17 protein-coding genes are annotated in these 21342 nt (G+C 63.8%); 5 read left to right on the forward strand and 12 right to left on the reverse strand.

The features are described 5' to 3' along the window. Window positions 1-9: 9 nt before the first annotated feature. The 3 genes from folD to V8Z80_RS15435 are packed head-to-tail and all read right to left on the reverse strand — an operon-like array spanning window position 10 to window position 3288. A complete protein-coding gene (folD, locus tag V8Z80_RS15425; RefSeq protein WP_336062594.1) occupies window positions 10-882 on the reverse strand; it encodes a bifunctional methylenetetrahydrofolate dehydrogenase/methenyltetrahydrofolate cyclohydrolase FolD in 873 nt (290 codons plus the stop codon). 28 nt (window positions 883-910) lie between these two features. Further along, a complete protein-coding gene (locus V8Z80_RS15430) occupies window positions 911-1537 on the reverse strand; it encodes a response regulator transcription factor (protein ID WP_155195181.1) in 627 nt (208 codons plus the stop codon). Then, window positions 1534-3288 (reverse strand): PAS domain-containing sensor histidine kinase, encoded by a 1755-nt coding sequence (locus tag V8Z80_RS15435; RefSeq protein WP_336062595.1) that lies wholly within the window; start codon window positions 3286-3288, stop codon window positions 1534-1536. Before V8Z80_RS15435 ends, V8Z80_RS15430 begins: the two co-directional genes overlap by 4 nt. A gap of 277 nt (window positions 3289-3565) precedes the next feature. Here V8Z80_RS15435 and aceE point away from each other — a divergent pair, with 277 nt between their 5' ends. The 3 genes from aceE to lpdA are packed head-to-tail and all read left to right on the forward strand — an operon-like array spanning window position 3566 to window position 9894. After that, window positions 3566-6277, forward strand: coding sequence for a pyruvate dehydrogenase (acetyl-transferring), homodimeric type (gene aceE, locus V8Z80_RS15440; RefSeq protein ID WP_336062596.1), 2712 nt, complete (start codon window positions 3566-3568; stop codon window positions 6275-6277). 15 nt (window positions 6278-6292) lie between these two features. Continuing rightward, window positions 6293-8038: a dihydrolipoyllysine-residue acetyltransferase gene (aceF, locus tag V8Z80_RS15445; RefSeq protein WP_336062597.1), complete on the forward strand. Its 1746-nt coding sequence runs from the start codon at window positions 6293-6295 to the stop codon at window positions 8036-8038. A gap of 11 nt (window positions 8039-8049) precedes the next feature. Next, the gene (gene lpdA, locus V8Z80_RS15450) at window positions 8050-9894 is read left to right on the forward strand and encodes a dihydrolipoyl dehydrogenase (protein WP_336062598.1); all 1845 of its coding nucleotides are present in this window, start codon (window positions 8050-8052) and stop codon (window positions 9892-9894) included. A gap of 316 nt (window positions 9895-10210) precedes the next feature. Here the strand turns inward: lpdA and V8Z80_RS15455 are convergent, their stop codons facing one another. The 9 genes from V8Z80_RS15455 to V8Z80_RS15495 form a co-directional block, all read right to left on the reverse strand. Next, entirely contained in the window at window positions 10211-10639 is a 429-nt protein-coding gene (locus tag V8Z80_RS15455; protein ID WP_336062599.1) for a type II toxin-antitoxin system VapC family toxin, read from the reverse strand. Continuing rightward, window positions 10636-10890 (reverse strand): type II toxin-antitoxin system Phd/YefM family antitoxin, encoded by a 255-nt coding sequence (locus V8Z80_RS15460; protein WP_155197299.1) that lies wholly within the window; start codon window positions 10888-10890, stop codon window positions 10636-10638. Before V8Z80_RS15460 ends, V8Z80_RS15455 begins: the two co-directional genes overlap by 4 nt. Window positions 10891-11103: 213 nt before the next feature. Beyond that, the gene (locus V8Z80_RS15465) at window positions 11104-12078 is read right to left on the reverse strand and encodes an Rpn family recombination-promoting nuclease/putative transposase (protein WP_336062600.1); all 975 of its coding nucleotides are present in this window, start codon (window positions 12076-12078) and stop codon (window positions 11104-11106) included. 102 nt (window positions 12079-12180) lie between these two features. Then, window positions 12181-12606: a putative toxin-antitoxin system toxin component, PIN family gene (locus V8Z80_RS15470; RefSeq protein ID WP_336062601.1), complete on the reverse strand. Its 426-nt coding sequence runs from the start codon at window positions 12604-12606 to the stop codon at window positions 12181-12183. Further along, entirely contained in the window at window positions 12596-12847 is a 252-nt protein-coding gene (locus V8Z80_RS15475; RefSeq protein ID WP_155197135.1) for a type II toxin-antitoxin system Phd/YefM family antitoxin, read from the reverse strand. The genes V8Z80_RS15470 and V8Z80_RS15475 overlap by 11 nt, the downstream gene beginning before the upstream one ends. An 86-nt stretch (window positions 12848-12933) precedes the next feature. Next, window positions 12934-13779: a hypothetical protein gene (locus tag V8Z80_RS15480; protein ID WP_336062602.1), complete on the reverse strand. Its 846-nt coding sequence runs from the start codon at window positions 13777-13779 to the stop codon at window positions 12934-12936. A 253-nt stretch (window positions 13780-14032) separates the two neighbouring features. Next, window positions 14033-17725 carry a glycosyltransferase gene (locus V8Z80_RS15485; protein ID WP_336062603.1) on the reverse strand — a complete coding sequence of 1231 codons (3693 nt, stop codon included), beginning with the start codon at window positions 17723-17725 and terminating at the stop codon, window positions 14033-14035. A 281-nt stretch (window positions 17726-18006) separates the two neighbouring features. Then, on the reverse strand, window positions 18007-18870 hold the full coding sequence (locus V8Z80_RS15490; RefSeq protein ID WP_336062604.1) for a flagellin N-terminal helical domain-containing protein: 864 nt from the start codon (window positions 18868-18870) through the stop codon (window positions 18007-18009). A 263-nt stretch (window positions 18871-19133) separates the two neighbouring features. Continuing rightward, window positions 19134-19883: an RNA polymerase sigma factor FliA gene (locus V8Z80_RS15495; protein ID WP_336062605.1), complete on the reverse strand. Its 750-nt coding sequence runs from the start codon at window positions 19881-19883 to the stop codon at window positions 19134-19136. Window positions 19884-20269: 386 nt separating this feature from the next. Here V8Z80_RS15495 and flhD point away from each other — a divergent pair, with 386 nt between their 5' ends. Together flhD and flhC are read left to right on the forward strand one after the other, a co-directional pair. Then, on the forward strand, window positions 20270-20587 hold the full coding sequence (gene flhD, locus V8Z80_RS15500; protein WP_155197131.1) for a flagellar transcriptional regulator FlhD: 318 nt from the start codon (window positions 20270-20272) through the stop codon (window positions 20585-20587). Between the two features lie 22 nt (window positions 20588-20609). Next, the gene (gene flhC, locus V8Z80_RS15505; RefSeq protein ID WP_155197130.1) at window positions 20610-21164 is read left to right on the forward strand and encodes a flagellar transcriptional regulator FlhC; all 555 of its coding nucleotides are present in this window, start codon (window positions 20610-20612) and stop codon (window positions 21162-21164) included. Window positions 21165-21342: the final 178 nt, after the last annotated feature.

The following is a 21342-nucleotide window of genomic DNA, read 5'->3' on the forward strand; positions in this document are numbered from 1 at the left end:
TTCGGGGGGTCATGGGCTCAGGGCCGGCGCGCGGGCGGCCGCGCGTTCGGCCGCCTCCAGCGTATTGACCAGCAGCATGGCGATGGTCATGGGGCCCACGCCGCCCGGCACGGGCGTGATGGCGCCGGCGACCTGCTGCGCCGAGGCGAAATCCACGTCGCCGCAAAGCTTGCCGTCGGCGCCGCGGTTGATGCCCACGTCGATCACCACGGCGCCGGGCTTGATCATGCCGCCGTCGACGATGCCGGGCCTGCCGGTGGCCACCACCAGCACGTCGGCGCGGCGGGTCTGGGCCGCCAGGTCGCGGGTCTTGGAATTGCACAGCGTGACCGTGGCGCCGGCCGCCAGCAGCAGCATGGCCATGGGCTTGCCGACGATGTTGCTGGCGCCCACGATGACCGCCTCGGCGCCGCGCAGCGGCACCTGCTCGGCCTCCAGCATCTTCATCACGCCATACGGCGTGCAGGGGCGGAACAAGGGCTGGCCGGTCATCAGCAGGCCGGCGTTGCTTACGTGAAAGCCGTCCACGTCCTTCTCGGGCGCGATGGTCTCGATGACCCGATGGGCGTTCATGTGGCCGGGCAGCGGCAGCTGCACCAGGATGCCGTGGATGGCCGGGTCGGCGTTGAGCGCGCGCACCCGCTCGAGCAGCTCGTCCTCGCTCAGGCTGGCCGGATACTGCTCCATGACCGAATGCAGCCCGGCCTGCTCGCAGGCGCGCACCTTGTTGCGCACGTAGACCTGCGAGGCAGGGTCCTGGCCCACCAGCACCACGGCCAGGCCCGGGCGCACGCCCTGGCCGGCCAGCTGCGCGGCACGCTCGGCCACCTGGGCGCGAATGGTCTGGGACAGCTTTGCGCCGTCGATGATGCGAGCGGTCACAGGCCTGCTCCGTGATGGGTACTGCGGCTCATGCGTGCGCCTCCGGCTTGGTCAATGCGACCTTCATCAAATCCGCCACCGTGGTGACCTCCAGTTTTTCCATGATATTGGCGCGATGCGCCTCCACCGTCTTGATGCTGATGCCCAGATCGTCGGCGATCTGCTTGTTCAGCCGGCCGGCGACGATGCGCTCGAGCACCTGCTGCTCGCGCGCGGTCAGGCGGGCCAGCATGGCATCGTGCACGCGCCGGGCCTGGGCCTGGCTCACGCGCAGGTTGGCTTGTTCGAGCATGCGCGCCACGATCTCGCGCAGGTCCGATTCGTTGAAGGGTTTCTCCAGGAAGTCGACCGCCCCTTTCTTCATGGTCGAGACCGCCATGGGCACGTCGCCGTGGCCGGTGATGAACACGATGGGCAGCGGCGCCTTGCGCGCGAGCAGCTGCTCCTGCAGCTCGAGCCCGCTCATGCCGGGCATGCGCACGTCGGCGATCAGCACGCCGACCTGGTCCGCGTCATACTCGGCCAGGAAGGTCTCGGCGCTGGCATAGGCCCGCACCCGGTAGCCGTTGGCTTCCAGGAGCCAGCGCAGCGAATCGCGCACGGCCTCATCGTCATCCACGATATAGACGGTGCTGGACGGGAAAGGCATGTTCATGCGGGCAACTCCTCGGACTTATCGTGTGGGGCGGACGCTTGTGGCGTGGCGCACGGCAGAGTGAACCGGAAAATGGTACCGCCTGCGGGATTGGGTTGGGCCCACAGCCGGCCATGGTGGGATTCTATGATGGTGCGGCAGATGTTCAGCCCCATGCCCAGTCCTTCGGACTTGGTGCTGAAGAACGGTTCGAACAGGCGTTCGGGATCGGCCAGGCCGTGGCCGGCGTCGATGACCGCGACCTCCAGCTGGTTCTCGTGCTGCTGCACGACCACCTGCAGGGTGTCCACGGCGCTGTTTTCCATGGCCTCCAGGCCGTTCTTGAGCAGGTTCAGCAGCACCTGCTCGATCAGGATGGGGTCGGCCAGCACCTCGGGCAAGCCCTCGGGCACCCGCTGCTCGATGGCGATGCGGCGCTTGCGCGCGTCGATCTCGGCAAAGCCCACCGCGTTGTCCAGGATGCGCTCGATGGAGACGGGCTGGCGGCGCGGCTCGCTGCGCTTGACGAACTCGCGGATGCGGCTGATGATCTTGCCGGCCCGCTCGGCCTGCGCCGCGGCCTTCTCCAGGGCCGGCAGCAGGCGCTCGGGATCGGCCACGCCGGCGCGGACCATGGCCACCGCGCCCATGCTGTAGTTGGCGATGGCCGTCAGCGGCTGGTTCAGCTCGTGCGCCAGCGAAGAAGCCATCTCGCCCATGGTGGTCAGGCGGCTGGTGAGCTGGATCTTCTCCTGCTGCACCCGCGAGGCTTCCTCGTGGTTGCGCCGCTCGGTGATGTCGCGCGCCACCTGCAGCCGCACCCGGCGCCCGTCGGTCCAGGCCAGCATGCGGTGATGCACCTCGAACCAGCGCTGCACCGAGGGGGCGAACACCTCCACCGACTCGTCGGTGAAACGCCCGCGCCGGCCCGCCAGCAGTTCCTCGTGCCCGTCGGTCTGGGCGCCGAAGACGCGGCGGTAGGTGCGGTTGGCGAACAGCAGCTCCAGGCCGTCCTGGGTGTCGGCGGTGACGGAAATGGCGTCGTCCAGGCCTTCGAGCACCGTCATGAAGCGCTCGTGCGCGGCGGTCAGGGCCTCGCGGATGCGCTTGGGCTCGGTGATGTCGGTCATGGACGTCATCCAGCCGATCTGCTCGCCATTGGGGTCCAGCAGCGGCGAGACGTACATGCGGGCGGTAAAGCGCGAGCCGTCGCGCCGCTGCGACTCGACCTCCAGGCCGCTGCTGGGCGCGTTGCCCGACATCAGCAGGTCCAGGGTGTGCTGGTGCTGCTCGTACCTGCCGGGCACCCAATAAGGGAAGGGGGCGCTGCGCCCGATCAGGTCGGCCTCGTTCCAGCCTATCATGCGGCAGAAGGCCGGGTTCACGTAGGCGATGCGGCCTTCCATGTCCAGCACGCGCATGCCGGTGGACATGGAGTTCTCCATGGCGCGCCGAAAGCTTGTCTCGGCGATCTGGGCCGCCTCGGCGTCCGAGCGGTAACGGGTATGGCGCCATAGCGCCAGCAGGCTGATCACGATCACGCAGGACAGCGCCAGCACGACCCAGATCAGGCGCTGCTGGCGCAGCTCCTGGTCGATGGTGACGAACATGACGCTGTCGTCGTGGATGCGCTGCAGCCAGAAGAAGGCGCCCATCACGCACAGGTACAGCACCAGCACGACCATGGGGGTCAGCCAGTACCAGCCGCGCCGGCGCAGCCGGGCGTGGTCGTGGAATTGCGTGGCGATGAGGGACTTGGGAGCGGCGGCCATGGACGACCTGTAGTAAGACGGACTTATTTTAGACGCTTGCGGCGGATGTCCCGCCGGCTGAATGATAGCTGAATTTCATATCATGAAAATACATATCGTAAAGTGGAATTTCGCTTGCCCCGCTTCGCGTTCCATCCCTAGAATGCCGGGATAAGTCCTCCCCATCCCCCAGCCGTAAACTGATACAGACAAACGGGTCGGCCCGGCTAACCGGGGACTTGAGTCTGCCCGGCCCCCGCGCCTGGCACGGTCGCGAAACCCCATTGGAGACACGCTGATGTCCTCTTTCGCCCTTAACGGCGGCGCCTTGTCCGCCGCCAACGACGAAGACACCCTGGAAACCCAGGAATGGCTCGATGCCCTTTCCGCCGTGCTGGACCGCGAAGGCCCGCAGCGCGCGCACTACCTGCTCGAGCGCCTGATCGACCAGGCCCGCCGGTCCGGGGCGCACATCCCGTTCTCGCCCAACACCGCCTACGTCAACACCATTCCTCCCGCGCTCGAGCCCGCCCACCCGGGCAACCTGGAGCTCGAGTCGCGCATCCGCTCCTATGTGCGCTGGAACGCCATGGCCATGGTGGTCAAGGCCAACAAGCACGAGACGCCCGACGGCGGCGGCCTGGGCGGGCACATCGCCTCGTTCGCCTCGCTGGCGACCATGATCGGCTGCGGCCAGAACCATTTCTGGCATGCCGAGACCGAAGAGCACGGCGGCGACCTGGTGTATTTCCAGGGCCATACCTCGCCGGGCATGTACGGCCGCGCCTATCTCGAAGGCCGCCTGACCGAGGAGCAGCTGGACAAGTTCCGCCAGGAAGTGGACGGCCGTGGCCTGTCCTCGTATCCGCATCCCAAGCTGATGCCCGAGTTCTGGCAGTTCCCCACCGTCTCCATGGGCCTGGGACCCATCATGGCGATCTACCAGGCGCGCTTCCTGAAGTACCTGCACGCCCGCGGCATTGCCGACACCAGCCGCCGCAAGGTCTGGGTGTTCTGCGGCGACGGCGAGATGGACGAGCCCGAATCGCTGGGCGCGATCTCGCTGGCCGCGCGCGAAAAGCTGGACAACCTGATCTTCGTGGTCAACTGCAACCTGCAGCGCCTGGACGGCCCGGTGCGCGGCAACGGCAAGATCATCCAGGAGTTGGAAGGCGACTTCCGCGGCGCGGGCTGGAACGTCATCAAGCTGATCTGGGGCGGCTACTGGGATCCGCTGCTGGCCCATGACAAGGAAGGCATCCTGCGCCAGATCATGGAAGAGACCGTCGATGGCGAATACCAGGCCTACAAGGCCAACGACGGCAAGTTCGTGCGCGAAAACTTCTTCGGCAAGCATCCGAAGCTGCTGGAAATGGTCTCGCGCATGAGCGACGAGGACATCTGGCGCCTGAACCGCGGCGGCCACGACCCGCACAAGGTCTATGCCGCCTTCGATGCGGCCACCCGCCACGCCGGCCAGCCCACCGTCATCCTGGCCAAGACCATCAAGGGCTACGGCCTGGGCCGCGTCGGCCAGGCCAAGAACCCCACCCACCAGCAGAAGAAGCTGGACATCGATGCGATCCGCGAATTCCGCGACCGCTTCGCCATCCCCATCCCGGACGACCAGCTCGAGAAGCTGCCGTACTACAAGCCGGCCGACGATGCGCCGGAAATGAAGTACATGCACGAGCGGCGCAAGGCGCTGGGCGGCTACCTGCCCAAGCGCCGCACCAAGGCTGACGAGCAGCTCAAGGTGCCCACGCTGGAAGCCTTCAAGCCGGTGCTCGAGCCTACCTCCGAGGGCCGCGAGATCTCCACCACCCAGGCTTTCGTGCGCACGCTCAACCAGATCCTGCGCGACAAGCAGATCGGCCCGCGCGTGGTGCCCATCCTGGCTGACGAGTCGCGCACCTTCGGCATGGAAGGCCTGTTCCGCCAGATCGGCATCTATGCGCCCGAAGGCCAGAAGTACGTGCCGGTGGACAAGGACCAGGTCATGTACTACAAGGAGTCGGCCAACGGCCAGCTCCTGCAGGAAGGCATCAACGAAGCGGGCGCCATGAGCTCGTGGATCGCGGCGGCGACGTCCTACTCGTCGAACAACCGCATCATGATCCCGTTCTTCATCTATTACTCGATGTTCGGCTTCCAGCGCATCGGTGACCTGGCCTGGGCGGCCGGCGACATGCGCGCGCGCGGCTTCCTGCTGGGCGGCACCGCCGGGCGCACCACGCTCAACGGCGAAGGCCTGCAGCACGAGGACGGCCACAGCCACATCCTGGCCTCGACCATCCCGAACTGCATCTCCTACGACCCGACCTTCGCGCACGAAGTGGCCGTCATCATCCAGCATGGCTTGAAGCGCATGGTCGAGGACCAGGAAGACGTCTACTACTACCTGACGCTGATGAACGAGAACTATCCCCATCCCGGCCTGCATGCCGGCGACGAGGAAGGCATCATCCGCGGCATGTACAAGCTCAAGAGCCACGGCAAGGGCAAGCAGCGCGTGCAGCTGCTGGGCTCGGGCACCATCCTGCGCGAAGTCATGGCGGCGCAGGAACTGCTCGAGGACGACTGGGGCATCGCCTCGGACGTCTGGTCGGTCACCAGCTTCACCGAGCTGCGCCGCGACGGCCTGGACGCCGAGCGCCATGCGCTGCTCAACCCCACCGACAAGAAGGCGCCGGTGCCCTACGTGACGGCCCAGCTGGAAAAGACCGACGGCCCGGTGATCGCCTCGACCGACTACATGAAGCTGTTCGCCGACCAGATCCGTCCCTTCATCCCCAAGGGCCGCAGCTACAAGGTGCTGGGCACCGACGGCTACGGCCGCTCGGACTTCCGCGCCAAGCTGCGCGAGCACTTCGAGGTGGACCGCCGTTTCGTCGTCGTGGCCGCGCTCAAGGCCCTGGCCGACGAGGGCAGCCTGCCGCATGCCAAGGTGGCCGAAGCCATCAAGAAGTACGGCATCGATCCGAACAAAGCCAACCCGCAATACGCCTGACCGAGGGTGCCAGACATGAGCAATACGCAAATCAAGGTGCCGGACATCGGCGACTTCGACCAGGTTGAAGTCATCGAGGTGCTGGTCAAGGAAGGCGATACGATCGAGGCCGAGCAAAGCCTGATCACGGTCGAATCGGACAAGGCGTCGATGGAGATCCCGGCGTCCGAGGGCGGCGTGGTCAAGGCGGTCAAGGTCAAGGTGGGCGACAAGGTCGCCAAGGGCAGCGTGATCGTGGAGGTCCAGGCTGCCGAGGGCGGTTCGGCGGCGTCGGGCAAGGCCGAGGCGGACACGTCCGCCCAGGACGCGGGCCAGGCCGGCAAGCAAGACGCCGGACAGGCCAAGCCGGCCGTCAAGGAAGCGGCCGCGGTCCAGGCCCAGTCCTCGTCCCAGCCGGCCGGCCAGGGCGGCGGCGGGGTGGCCGACATCGCCGTGCCGGATATCGGCGACTTCGACCAGGTCGAGGTCATCGAGGTGCTGGTCAAGGAAGGCGACACGATCGAGGCCGAGCAAAGCCTGATCACGGTCGAGTCGGACAAGGCCTCGATGGAGATCCCCGCCTCGCAAGGCGGCGTGGTCAAGTCGGTCAAGGTCAAGGTGGGCGACAAGGTCGCCAAGGGTACCGTCATCGCCCAGGTCGAAGCGGCCGGTGGCGCAGGGCAGCAGGCCGGGCAAGCGGCCGCGCCGGCCGCCAGCCAGCAGCCCGAGCAGCAGCCCGAGCAGCAGCAGGCCCAGGCGCCGCAGTCCCGGCAGGCCAAGCCGGCTGACGAGGGCGGCGGCGCGGCGGCCCGCCAAGAGCCGGCGCGCTCGCTCAAGGAAGCCGGCCAGGACGAGGGCGCGCGCCTGGCGCACGCCTCGCCCTCGGTGCGCAAGTTCGCCCGCGAGCTGGGCGTGAACCTGGCCAACGTCCAGGGCTCCGGCCCCAAGGGCCGCATCACCCAGGACGATGTGCGCGAGTACGTCAAGAAGGCGCTGGGCGGCGTGGGGCAGGGCGCGGCCAGTGCCGCCGGCTCGGCCGACGGCGCGGCGCTGGGCCTGTTGCCCTGGCCCAAGGTCGATTTCGGCAAGTTCGGCCCCATCGAGGCCAAGCCGCTGTCGCGCATCAAGAAGATCTCGGGCGCCAACCTGCACCGCAACTGGGTCATGATCCCGCACGTCACCAACAACGACGAGGCGGACATCACCGACCTGGAGGCGCTGCGCGTCACGCTCAACAAGGAGAACGAGAAGTCGGGCCTGAAGGTCACCATGCTGGCCTTCCTCATCAAGGCCGTGGTCGCGGCCCTGAAGAAGTTCCCCGAGTTCAATGCCTCGCTGGACGGCGACAACCTGGTGCTCAAGCAGTACTACCACATCGGTTTCGCGGCCGACACGCCCAACGGCCTGGTGGTGCCAGTCATCCGCGACGCTGACAAGAAAGGCGTGGCCGAGCTGGCGCAACTGACCGGCGAGCTGGCCAAGAAAGCCCGCGAGGGCAAGCTCTCGCCCGCCGAAATGCAAGGCGGCTGCTTCTCGATCTCGTCGCTGGGCGGCATTGGCGGCACGCATTTCACGCCCATCATCAATGCCCCCGAGGTAGCCATCCTGGGTGTCTCGCGCTCCTATCAGAAGCCCGTCTGGGACGGCAAGCAATTCCAGCCGCGCCTGACCCTGCCGCTGTCGCTGTCCTACGACCACCGCGTCATCGACGGGGCGGCCGCCGCGCGCTTTAACGCCTACCTGTGCTCGCTGCTGGCCGATTTCCGCCGCATCGCGCTGTAAACGGAGTCCTCATGAGCCAGACTAGCGAAATCAAGGTGCCGGACATCGGCGACTTCGACCAGGTCGAAGTCATCGAGGTGCTGGTCAAGGAAGGCGATACGATCGAGGCCGAGCAAAGCCTGATCACGGTCGAGTCGGACAAGGCGTCGATGGAGATCCCGGCGTCCGAAGGCGGTGTGGTCAAGGCGGTCAAGGTCAAGGTGGGCGACAAGGTCGCCAAGGGCAGCGTGATCGTGGAGGTCCAGGCTGCCGAAGGCGGCTTGGCCGTTTCGGGCAAGGACCAGGCTGCCAGCGCGCAAGAGGCTGGCAAGGCATCAGCAGGCAAGACCGCGTCCTCGCCAGCCAAGGACGAAGCGGCCGACGGCCAGGCCAAGCCGGCCCCGCAGGACAAGGCTTCCTCCCAGGCGGCCGCGCCCACGCCCGCCAAGCATACTGGCGGCGCCGACGGCCAGTACGACGTGCTGGTGCTGGGCGCCGGCCCTGGCGGCTACTCGGCCGCCTTCCGCGCGGCCGACCTGGGCCTGTCGGTCGTGCTGGTCGAACGCTATGCCACACTGGGCGGCGTTTGCCTGAACGTGGGCTGCATCCCGTCCAAGGCGCTGCTGCACACTGCCGCCGTCATCGACGAGGCGCGCGCCCAAGCCGAGCACGGCATCAGTTTCGGCGAGCCCAAGATCGACCTGGACAAGCTGCGCGCCTACAAGGACAGCGTCATCGGCAAGCTCACCGGCGGCCTGGCCGGCATGGCGAAAGCCCGCAAGGTTACCGTGGTGCAGGGCGTGGGCGAGTTCCTTGATCCGCACCACCTGTCGGTCAAGGGCGACGACGGCAAGACCCAGACGCTGAAGTTCGCCCATGCCATCATCGCCGCCGGCAGCCAGCCGGTGAAGCTGCCGTTCCTGCCCGAGGACGCACGCATCGTCGATTCCACCGGCGCGCTCCAGCTGCCCTTCATTCCCAAGAAGATGCTGATCATCGGCGGCGGCATCATCGGCCTGGAGATGGGCACGGTGTATTCCACGCTGGGCGCGCGCCTGGACGTGGTCGAAATGCTGCCCGGCCTCATGCAGGGCGCCGACCGCGACCTGGTCAAGGTCTGGCAGAAGATGAACGCGCCGCGCTTTGACAACATCATGGTCAACACCAAGACCGTGGGCGCCGAAGCCAGGAAGGACGGCATCTACGTCAGCTTCGAGGGCGAAGGCGCGCCCAAGGAGCCGCAGCGCTACGACCTGGTGCTGCAGGCGGTGGGCCGCTCGCCCAACGGCAAGAAGATCGGCGCCGACAAGGCGGGCGTGGCCGTGACCGAGCGCGGCTTCATCGAGGTCGACAAGCAGATGCGCACCAACGTGCCGCACATCTACGCCATCGGCGACATCGTGGGCCAGCCCATGCTGGCCCACAAGGCCGTGCACGAGGGCCATGTGGCGGCCGAAGCCATCGCCGGCGAAAAGGCCTACTTCGATGCGCGCGTCATTCCTTCGGTGGCCTACACCGATCCGGAAGTCGCCTGGGTCGGCCTGACCGAGGACGAAGCGAAGAAGCAGGGCGTGAAGGTCGAGAAGGGCGTGTTTCCCTGGCAGGCCTCGGGCCGGGCGATCGCCAATGGCCGCGACGAAGGTTTCACCAAGCTGCTGTTCGACGCCCAGACCCATCGCGTGGTGGGTGGCGGCATCGTCGGCACGCACGCCGGGGACCTCATCAGCGAAGTGGCCCTGGCCATCGAGATGGGCGCGGACAAGGTGGACATCGCCAAGACCATCCATCCGCACCCGACCCTGGGCGAATCGGTGGGCATGGCCGCGGAAGTGGCCGAAGGCACCTGCACCGACCTGCCGCCGGCCAGGAAGAAATAGCGCCGGCACTGGCCGGCTGCGCGCCGGCCTGCTTAGCCTCGAAAAGGCCGGCATGGGGGTGGGCCGGCTTCGGTGCGGGCAGGAACGGCATGTTGCCATCGGGGCAGCATGCGTCCCGCACCCATATCGAAAGCTCCGCAGGCATCAATGGCGCAAGACACGGGACCCGTATGCTGCGTCAGGGATCGGTGCCGTCATGGGGCTAGGCGTGCGCTGGTTTTGTCACGGCCCCAGCAAGGGCTCAGTCTCTCTCGATCTTTTCCATCGCCTGATCCGGCGTCAGGATTTCGACCCCTTCCCTGAGCCGCGTACGCGGTCATGGCAACGGTTCCCACGGATTAACGATGATCACACCTGTCGGCTCGAAATCAGCCACGTTGCGCGTTACTACCGCCATGCCGTGCACCAGTGCCGTCGCCGCGACGAGCGCGTCGCGCTCGCCGCGCCTGTCGGGTACATGAAGACGAGCGCAACGTTGCGCCACAGCAGTATCGATAGGCAATGTGCGTCCGGAGAATTCGGGTAATACGTGCTGCTCAAGCCACGAGCGCAGCATGGCCCCCTGGGTAGCGTCCTTGCGCTCGATCGCCAGGACGCCAAGCTCCAGTTCCATGATGGTGATGGCCGATACAAAGAGGTCGGCGGCATCAACGCTTTCCGTCCATGCCGTGACATTCGCATCGGCCTTGGTAAGCCGTACCTTGCGCAACTCCGACAGCACGTTGGTATCGAGAACGTACATCATGAGAGATCCGCCGGCCGCGCTCCAATGGTCACGCGCGGCGGCTCGAACTCGATGTCCGCAATGCCCGGCATAGCGAGTGCATCGGCGATGTTGCGCCGCTGTCTTGTCAGCCGCTGATAGTCCTCGAAGCTCAACAGCACGTGCGCCGGCTTACCGCGATCCGTGATGAACACCGGGCCACTTTTGGTGGCTTTCTTTGCCCGCGTCACATCCTGGTTCAGTTCCCGGCTGGATAGGGTCGTGATGGTCATGGGGCGCCTCTTGCACCAACTTAATGTAGGAACGTTACTACAATGGTAATTGAAAGGCAAGTAACGCCGCCCGAAACGCACCGCCGGCACGACGGGACACACCTTCGGTACGCTGGGATAAAAAGTGCCGCAGCAGCGTGGAGGCGCCACGCTGGTCGAAGAACGGCCAACCGTGATCTGGCCGAACTGGTGCTTCAGCGGGTGCGTTTACCGCTAAGAAGTCAGCTGTCCATGCTGAAAGACCTCGTCCAATGTCCGGGCGTCCAGTACATTCAAGGCCCAGGCTTCCAATTCGTCGGTGCTGGCCTGGGCCAGGCGCTGGTCGATCTGCTCGGGCAGTGCGCCAAAACGCCGGACGAGCAGTTGCCGCAGCATCAGGGATTCGCCTTCCTTCCGGCCTTCCTGAAGGCCTTTTTCCAGGCCCTGCTGCTTCCAGCGCAAACTCCAGTCGATCCTGTCTTGGACGATCATGGCTTCAAGCTCTTGCAAGGTGGTGACGGTTGGAATGCTAACGTCAGGGGCACGCTCGGGCAGCAAAACATCCCTTAGCCAAGCCACGAAGGCGCGCTGCAAATCCTCCAGCGCCGGCTCGTGTAGACGGCCGATCAGCCGCTGCAGGGCTTCGCGCAGCTCATCCTCGCTACGCGCATGTTCCAGCCGGAACAACAGCGTGGCCAGGTTGTCGGGCGGCAATCCTCCTTCGGCCAGGAACTGGCCCTGGTCGATCAGCAGATAGCGCAGCGAGGGTGTGTAACCTTGCAGTCCCTGCACGGGCTCGACCAGATCGGCCACCTGGCGTGCCGCCCGCCAGCGTGGCACGCCGTTGTAAAGGACGATGGGCAGCGCCGCCGGCAGACGGCCGCGGGGCAGCAGCTTGCCCTGGCGCTTGATGTCCTCGTAGAGCAGGGCCAAGTAAGTCAATACCCGCAGGGCCATGTGCGTATCGCTGCGCGATTGGAACTCCAGCAGCAGATAGGCGTAGCCGTGTTTATCGCATTCCTTCACGCGCCACACCATGTCGCTGGAGCGGCGCTGGTGCAGGCCGGCGACGTGTTCGCCGTTGACCCGTTCCAAGGTGGATAGATCGAGCTGGGCGATCCAGTCCTGCCGGATGACGCCGCGCAGCAGATCGGCCACCATCGAAGGGTGGCCGAACAGGTTGCGATAGGCGTGGTCGTGGCGAGGCATGCCGGAGATTCCATCGAGGCGGGACGAAGCCCGGACTCTATAGGGATCGGTGCCGTCATGGGGCTAGGCGTGCGCTGTTTTGTCACGGCCCCCAGCAAGGGCTCAGTCTCTCTCGATCTTTTCCATCGCCTGACCCGGCGTCAGGATTTCGACCCCTTCGATGCTTCCCAAGACAAGCAGGTCCTGATCGCCTGTGACGAGCCAGGCCGCTTGTCCTGCCAAGGCCAGGTGGATGAACTTGTCGTCGTCCGGGTCGCGACTGAATGCGCGCATCGGGGAGGGTGCCGGCGTCATCCAAAGTGCCGCGGCACCCATGTCATGCAAGAGGGACTGTCGCTGTTCGAGACTGAGGTAGCGGTCGAATTTCGGTCGCCACAGGCGCGTTTGCAACTCGTCAAAGGTGGCGGGCGAAAACAGCAGGACGGTGTTTTCCAACGCCCACTGCACGAGTTGCGCCGGGGCGGATGTGGAAAGCAAGGCTGCGCTGATGAGGACGTTTGTGTCAATGACGATGCGATCAGCTTTCATCAGCCAGCAGGCGCTCCAGCTCCTGTTCTGTCAGTCCAGCCTGGGCTGCGGACTTTGCCGTGCTGGCCAAGGTGTCTCGCAGCCGGTTGGCGTAAAAGCGGCGCATCGCTTCGTAGTCTTGGGGCGACACCATGATGCCTACTACCCGGTTGTGGCGGGTGACTTGTACGGGTTCCCGCTGAACGCGATCCAGCATTTCGCCAAAGCGTGTCTTGGCGTCGTTGGCGGTAAAGGTCAGCATAACTGCCTCGCAGAAGGGAGCGATTTGATCTGATTCTAGTCGAATCGTTCGATTCGGTCAATTCGTCTGGCGTTCAGCAAAGCGCCTCAGACCGCCGCGCCGGCTTGCCCCGCAGTCTCCATGCCTATCTGCCATGCCTGCGCATCCTCGAACAGCCCGTAGTGCTCGATCATGTTCCGGATGCACCGGTCGTTGTTGCCCAGCACCAGGTTCTTGTGCCAGAGGCTGTCGAGCTGCGTGCCGGGCCAGTGGCGCAGGGTCAGCGGCTGGCCGGTGGCCTTGAAGCGTCCGCCATTGCGCCGGCACATCCAATACAGCCAGACGTCGTCGGCGCCAGGGCAAAGCGCCTCGAACCGCTGGCGGTCGGCCACGTCGGGATGGAAGATGCCGGGCGGATACAGGACGCCGCCCACGCCGGTCGGAAAGACCAGCGAGGACGGCCGGTCGATTTCCCAGCAATTCCACTGCCACTTGCGGTAGGGCAGGGGGCGCCGGCTGGCGGGATCGAGCACGATGCGATGCGCGCGCCAAGCCACCGCCGTGGCGGGGCGCGCCTCGGATGGCCCGGCCTGCTCGTTCCGCCAGGCCCGGACCAGGCCCGCCAGCCAGTGCGCGGGGTAACGCACGTCGTCGTCGGCAGTGGCGATGAAGGCCGCAGGGAAGGCCTGCAATGTAGGTATGATTTTTTTGTACGACTTAATATCTTGGCAGTAGCGGATTCGCAGGCCATGCGATTGAAGCTCGAGAACCGCTTCAGGTACGTACTGGCGGTCCTCGTGCGAGATCCACAGGATGGTGTAATCTGGTTGTAGCGATTGGTTCAGCAGGCAGCGCAGGGTCAGGTCGAGCGTGCCGAACCGCTTTCTGTATGAGGTCAGGCTGACCACGAGGCTCGCGGGTAAAACGGAAGGAGCGTCAGATTGATGCTGCATGGATTCCACCAATCCTCGTGGAGCGGCAGGTGAGCGCCGCAGGAAGGAGCCCGTATCCCATTGTGTCGGCTTTCATGCTAGCTTGGCCTCCTTGCCGACAGCAAGATGCCGGGCAGGCAGTCCAAGGCTGGCATCGGAGCACGCGAGCTTGCGCTGACTAAAAGCGGATGGTCATAGCCGTGGTCACGCAGGTCTGCATCAGAATACGATCCGCCACCCGCTGCGTGGGAAAGGTGCTCGGCTCTCCCGTGGATCAAGCCAGCCACTGCGATAGCCAGTACGCGGCGTGCTTTTGATCCAGCATCCAGTTCTGTAGCACCGCTTGGCGTAGTGCATCGCCGGCCTTGGCTGTTGCATCGAGATCATGGGTATGCATTCGAATCGCTTCCACCCAATCCTTGAAGCGCGGCTTGACACGCGTCACCGGCAGCGGTCCTCGATAAGGCATGATATCGCTGCAAACGACAGGAAAACCGCAGGCTCCATATTCCAGCAGGCGCAAGTTGCTCTTGCACCGGTTGAACAAATTATCTTCCAAGGGGGCCAGCGCCAGATCCAGGTTCAGGCCGGCCAATTTTGCCGGATACTCCTCGATGGGCACACCCGGATGAAACTCGTGAATGTATGGGCGGATGCTGTCCGGACACATACCAAAGAACACCCATTCGACCTCGTCAGACAGCGCCTTCACCACTTCGGCGATCAGTTCCAGATCACCACGATGGCTGCTTCCTCCAGCCCAGCCCACGCGTGGCCGCAGACCTTGGCGGCGCTGGCCTTGTACATTCGACCACCAATGCAGCGGCAGATGGTTTTCGACGACCCGTGTATCCGGATGCAGGCCATCCAGCGCTTCGGCCAACGCTGGTGTCGAGACGATGAACCGGTCCACCAGTTTCAAAGCTTCCCGCATCGTCTTGAGGATGTCCTTGGGCAATTGCCCTTGATGTGCGCTCTTGAGCGGCAAGTTGGGCAAGTAATCGTCCAGCTCGGCGACCTTGAAACACCGGTTAAAGCGTGCCAGCCGCTTTTGCAACTCGATCTGCTCCTTGACCAACTGACGCTGCAATACCAGAGTATCGGGAGCTAGGCGCTCCATTTCCACCGGAGAGTAATACCGATCGCTGGTCCTGGAGTCAGCCAGTCCGAAATCGTTTATCGTCCGGGACGGCTGCATTATCCTGTAATGCCCGCAACCCTGACGGTCGGCCGGCTGCGCCAAAATGACAGGAAGGGGGCGCCAGCGCAATGGGCGCCAATTGTTCTCATTATGTATGTCGACCTGAAATCCAGCACCTTCAAGCGTAAGGTTCTGGTTATAGGCGGGGTCTCGCGCAATAACCGGGAGCCATTTTTCATAAAGCGCATCCTGTTCTGCCTGGAACCGCTTCATCTTGGCCTGTCCGTCAGTAGTGTCCACCTTGGCTTGGCTGACACTGCCGACATGCATCACTACGGCATGTGGCGTCCATACCACCAGGTAACCGGCTTGACGCGCTTTCAGGCACAGGTCAACGTCGTTATAGGAAACCTTGAAGGCATCTTCGTCCAGCCCGCCAATCTCAGCATAGACCGACGCGCGGATCATCAGGCAGGCGGCCGTGACGGCACTGTAGTTTTGGTCGACTTGCAAGCGGTACATATAGCCGGGGGCATCCGCGCTCTCGCCGATGAAAGGATGGTCTGCCGGGCCGCGCAAGCCCAGCACCACACCGGCATGCTGGACGCGGCCGTCGGGATATAGCAGCTTCGCCCCCACGATGCCCACTTCCGGACGTTGCGCATGGTTTAGCATGGCATCCAACCAGTCTTCTCGCAGCATTGCCGTATCGTTGTTGAGCAGCACGAGATATTCGCCACGCGCGTGGCGTGCGGCCAGGTTGTTCATCGCCGAGTAGTTGAACGGTTGGGGATAGCGCAACACGCGCAACTGCGGGCTGTTCATCGACTCGATACCATCTAGCCAGGCGCAAGCATCGGCATCGGTGCTCCCGTTGTCCACGATCAGCACTTCATAGTTCTTGTAGGCAGTCTTTTCCAGCAAGGTTTCCACGCACCGCAGCAGCAGTTGGAACTGGTTGCGGGTAGGAATAATGATGGACACGGCCGGTGTCGCCGGGTGTCCGTAATTGATGCGATAGCAGCCTGGCAGGTGCGCGGCGACTTTGGCCTGTTCGTAGCCGCGATTGCGCAGATGGCGCAATAGCGCGATCTGTTCAGCCTGGGTGGTGGTGATTGTCGGGGTATCTATGATCAACAGCGGTTCGTCGACGTGACCGAGGCCGGCGACGCCACCGGCATCGATCAGGCGCAGCAACAGGTCGAATTCGGGCGCATCGGCGAAAGCCGGGTCAAAGCCGCCCGCTTCGATGAATACATCACGCCGGAACAGCCAGCGCCGAGCCATGCCGGCGGGCATGGACAGCAGTAGGTCCAGGTTGAAATCCGGGCGCAGCAGCGCTGACAGATCGCCGGATGGCAGGCGCATCATTTCATCGGCATACGCCGCGCGTATCCCGTCAGCATTCGCCAGTTCCTGAGCCAGAGCAACCAAGCCAAACGGGGTGAACTCATCGCCGGCATCGATGGACAAGATCCAGTCGCTGTTCGATTGGGCGGCAATCCGGTTGATGGTGCCGGCTATTGCGTCCGGCGTAGCGGAATGCCAGCAAGTTTTGGCCGGACTAATGCTCAGCATGCTTGGATTGCTGGGCATTTGACTTACCACGTGCGGCTGGACGTTGCTGTAACCGCAATTGACCGGAAGTAGGCTTTTCAGGGTTTTCTCTACCGCTTCCGGCCGGTTGCGCCGGTCGACGACGATGACGCTTATCAGTGGGCTACCGTTTTTTGTGCCCAGGGTTTCCTGGATCAGGCGATTCTGTCGGGAGGTCGGTTTTCGTGCATGGAGCCAATCAGAAATCGGGCTCTTGTCTGATCGGGTTGCCGTCGATTGCAGCCGCTTGGCTTGCTTGAGCTTGCCTATCGCCGACGTGGAGAGCTTCGGGGTGGCTTCTACTTTCTGGAGAATGGCACTGACCCACGCAGGAAGGAAAAAATCCTTTCGGATCCGCAAGGCGAGCTCAGGAACCTGGTGGCGCGCCAGATCATAATTAGCTAGAAGCTCGGAGGCAATTTCGGAGGCGCTCGCTTTGCGGTTGCAGCAGCGCCCCGAAAAATTGAAATAGGCGGCCTGGTCGAAATTTTCCAGGGTTATGTATCCTGGTCCGCCGAAACGGTCATAGCAATAAACGGGGACGGAAATCGATAGCGCCATCTGCACCGTCCTGCCGATGGTAATGACGACATCGTTTTGAGCCAGAAGGGCTGGCGTCACCTTCTGGTGCGCATGGGAAATCCCATAGATATTCACCTGAATGCCGCGACGCGCCAGCGCAGCGGCAAGAGTCGAGATTTCCGCTGGTATATGGTTCGATACTATGGCAACGGATTTTATTTGTTCCCTTACTTTGGCGGGTGGGTGGTCGGCCCATTCACTGGTAACGCAATTGGGCATTACCACGATGGAATCCGAGGAAATGTCGTATTCTTTTAGCTTATCCCTGGTTTCGTATGAGTTGGCTAAATGCAAAGAAAAACGGCCTGTGTACAGTGGCGGGCACTCTAGCGGCTCGTAGGGAGACAGGGACGAATAAATGATTCGTGAAGCGTTGATGCCTTTGTTAAGCAAGAGGGCGTCGAAGCAGGACCAATGGTGTCCCCATAGCAGGTCGAAATCGGGGTGCTTTCGCACTGAATTGTCCGAAAGGTCCAGCCACCTGACCCCCGCAGCCTCGAATGCTTCCGTCAGCCTCCCTTGATATGCGAAGGAGGCAACCGTAACGTCATGGTTCTGAGTTCTTAGATGCTGTGCAAGTTCCAGTGTCAACAGTTCTGATCCGGCGAAATTGAGGAGTGTATTGTTGCAGAGCAGAATGGTCGACACGTCGGTTCCTGTGCGTGGGTATTGGTTATGGCAGGCTTGCGATACGGCCCCGGATGGGCTTCTAGGCGGGCTTGGAATTGGAGATTTTAATCATCGGGTTGCGCCGATTTGTTGCTCCTGGGCACAGCAAAAAAAACGCCCCAGTGGCGATATGGCCATAGGGGCTGTGCGGTCAAGCCAGTGGCGAAGTCATGGACTTCACATAGAAGTTTGCCGCTCCAGTCGCTGCGGCTAGCAGCTTGTTTTTTAAAAGGCCTGGAGCAGCACCACCGTTTGGCGGATTAACGCAGCAGCGACAGCACGGTCTGCGGAACCTGGTTGGCTTGCGCCAACACCGAGGTGCCGGCCTGCTGCAGGATCTGCGCGCGGGTCATGTTGGACACTTCGGTGGCGTAATCCGCATCTTCGATGCGCGAACGGGCCGCGGACAGGTTGTTGACCGTGTTGTTCAGGTTGGTGATGGTCGACTGGAAGCGGTTCTGGATGGCACCCAGGTCGCTGCGCTGCGTGTCGACAGCCTTCAGGGCGGCATCGACGTCAGCCAGCACGTCGGTCGCCAGGACGTCGATGCCATGGGTGTTGACAGTGCGGGCCTCCGTCAGGTCACCGGCGATGCCAGAGACGCCGCCGCTGGTGTACACGTTCCAGCCAGTGTTGCCGGCGATGTTGATGTCGATCTTTTCGCCATCCTTGGCGCCGACCTGGATGGAAATGGTGGTGCTGCCGCTGGAGGCCAGGATGTTGATGCCGTTGAATTGGGTCTGCTCGGCAACGCGGTTGATTTCTTCCAGGCGCTGGTTGACTTCCGACTGGATGGAGTCGATGTCGGACGCCGAGTTCGTGCCGTTCTGGGCTTGCACCGCCAGTTCGCGGATGCGCTGCAGGTTGTTGTTGATCTCGTTCAGGGCGCCTTCCGCCGTTTGGGCGATCGAGATGCCGTCGTTGGCGTTGCGGGCGGCTTGCGTCAGGCCCTTGATGTTGGCGGTGAAGCGGTTGGCGATGGCCTGGCCGGCGGCATCATCCTTGGCGCTGTTGATGCGCAGGCCCGAGGACAGGCGCTCGATGGCCGTACCCAGGGAGTTTTGGGACTTGCTCAGGTTGGTTTGCGAAACCAGAGCCAGGTAGTTGGTATTGATGACGGACATGAAAGACTCCTGTAGGGGAAAAGGCAGCAGCGCTGCTGCCGCTTGGCCAGGAAAACCCCTTGCGGGGTGGAACCCTGGCCTGCACCTTGCGGTGCCGGGCAGGCCCGTGTTTCCTGTACTTCCGGGTTTACGGTTGGTGTCATGCAGCCTTTAGGCCGTCTTGCCAATTTTTTGCCAAGAGGCTTGCCGGCCGGAGCAGGGCTGGGCTTCGGTCCGCTACGCAGGGAAGGCTAGGCGCGACGGACCGATGCATCGGCTGATGGCTAAATCAACTGCGCCCCCGCCAAGTCCTGCGGCAGCTCATGCCAGGCTTCTTCTTTGAGCCGCGCGCGGATGCGGGCGGTGGCCTGGGTGCGCAGCTGGCACACGCGGCCCTCGGTCACGCCCAGCACCGCGCCGATTTCCTTCAGGTTCAGGCCCTGTTCGTAATAGAGCGAGAGCAGCAGCTTCTCGCGTTCGGGCAGCGCCTCGATGGCGCTGACCAGCACCGCGCGCAGGTCGCTGGCCAGCAGCCTGGACAGCGGGTCGCTGCCCGGCTCGGCCGGGGCGGCGCGTTCGTGCCAGTCGGCCTGGGCCTCGTCGTCGCGGCCGAAATCCTCGTAGTGCACGATCTGCACCCCTTGCGCATCGTTGAGCAGCTCGTGGTATTGGGGCAGGGGCAGGTTCAGGTCCTGCGCGATCTCGGCCTCCTGGGGCGGGCGCCCCAGTTCCTGCTCCAGCTTCTGTATGGTCTGCTCGATTCTCCTGGCCTTGCTGCGCACGCTGCGCGGCAGCCAGTCCTGGGCGCGCAGCTCGTCCAGCATGGCGCCGCGAATGCGGGCGGTGGCGTAGGTCTCGAACTGCGCCTGCGGCAGCAAACGGTAGCGTCGCGCGGCGTCGAGCAGGCCGATCATGCCGGCCTGCACCAGATCGTCCAGCTCGACGCTGGCCGGCAGGCGCGCCAGCAGCTGCAGGGCCAGGCGGCGCACCAGCGGGGTGTGCTGGACTACGAGGCTGTCTTGCGCAGGAAGCATGCTGGCGGCAGGGGTTGGGATCGGCTGGATTGTGTGACAGCCGTGTCCGCCGCCATGCGCCAAGCATGTGCATTTTTGCGGCCTTATTCGGTGGATTGCGAGGGGCCGTCCGGCGGCATCGTTGCGGTGGCGGGCCGCTGCCCTGCCGGCGGTGTGGTTTTTAGGTGTCAAGAATTAACGATAAATTGTGAATTGTCGTGTTCCGCACATGTTTTGTCATATTTAGGCGCAAAAATGCAACCTTATGTGGTACATTGCATCAAACATGCGACGAATTGACACAATTGTGTACAAATGTTCGCGATGTGCCGCATCTGGGCTCCGGGGGAGTCGGCGCTTGACCATTACATAAGAGACAGCTCTCCACAACCGCGTTGAGAATCGAAATGGCCGAAAATGCATTGCTGAGCGACATCCGCGAAGTAAATCTTTCCTACCTCTTGCTGGCGCAGCGCATGCTGCGCGACGATTACTCGGCAGGGGTGTTCCGCCTGGGGTTCAGCAACGAGGTCGCAGATATCATCATGCGGCTCTCTCCTGCGCAGCTGGTCAAGCTGGCCAGCTCCAGTTCCTTGCTGTGCCGGTTCCGCTTCGACGACTACGGCCTGCTGTCGGCCCTGACGCACGACGTGCTGGGCGGGGCCTTGCAGCAGGCGCATGCCACCATCCTGCTGGCCAAGCAGCCGGTCGAGACGCTCGGCTGACGCGCACGCCGAGCAGATCGCCATGGCCACCAAAAGCGTTTCCAAGGAAGCTGCCGAGATCCAGCTCGCCAGCGCAATGATCGAACTGGGCGCGCGGCTGCAGGTGCTGGAGGCGGAAACCAGCCTCAGCCACGACCGGCTGGCGCGCCTGTACCGCGAGATCCGGGGCTGCTCGCCGCCCAAGGGCATGCTGCCCTTTTCGGTCGACTGGTTCATGACCTGGCTGCCGAACATCCATTCTTCGCTGTTCTTTAATGTCTACCGCTTCATGGTGACGCATACCCCCAGCAAGGGGATACGCGCCATCATCGACGCCTACCGGCTCTATCTCGAGCATGCTTCGGTCGAGCGCAAGGAAGAGCCCGTGCTGAGCTTTACGCGAGCCTGGATGCTGGTGCGGTTCTACGACGGCGGGATGCTGCAGCTGTCGTCCTGCCGGCAGTGCGGGGGCGATTTCGTGGCGCACGCGCACGATCCGCAAGGCGATTTTGTCTGCGCCATCTGCCGGCCGCCGCCGCGCGCCGGCAAGACCCGCGCGGCGGCTTCGCAGGCCGCCGCCGCGGTATCGCGGGCCTGATCCGCGCCGCCGCCCGCGCCGGTCCTGGCCGGCCCAGGCGGTTCCATCCCCGCGCGCCGCGGCCGCCGGCTCGGCGCGATAAGCCAAAAAGCCATGAAAAAGCCCCCCTAAACCCGGCTTTCCGGACGGGCTTTAGGGGGGATGATTCTGTGCGTTTGCGTCCGTCCCTACCTGGCAG

This window comes from Orrella sp. JC864, from assembly GCF_037026685.1.
In the GTDB taxonomy this organism is placed as follows: domain Bacteria; phylum Pseudomonadota; class Gammaproteobacteria; order Burkholderiales; family Burkholderiaceae_B; genus Orrella.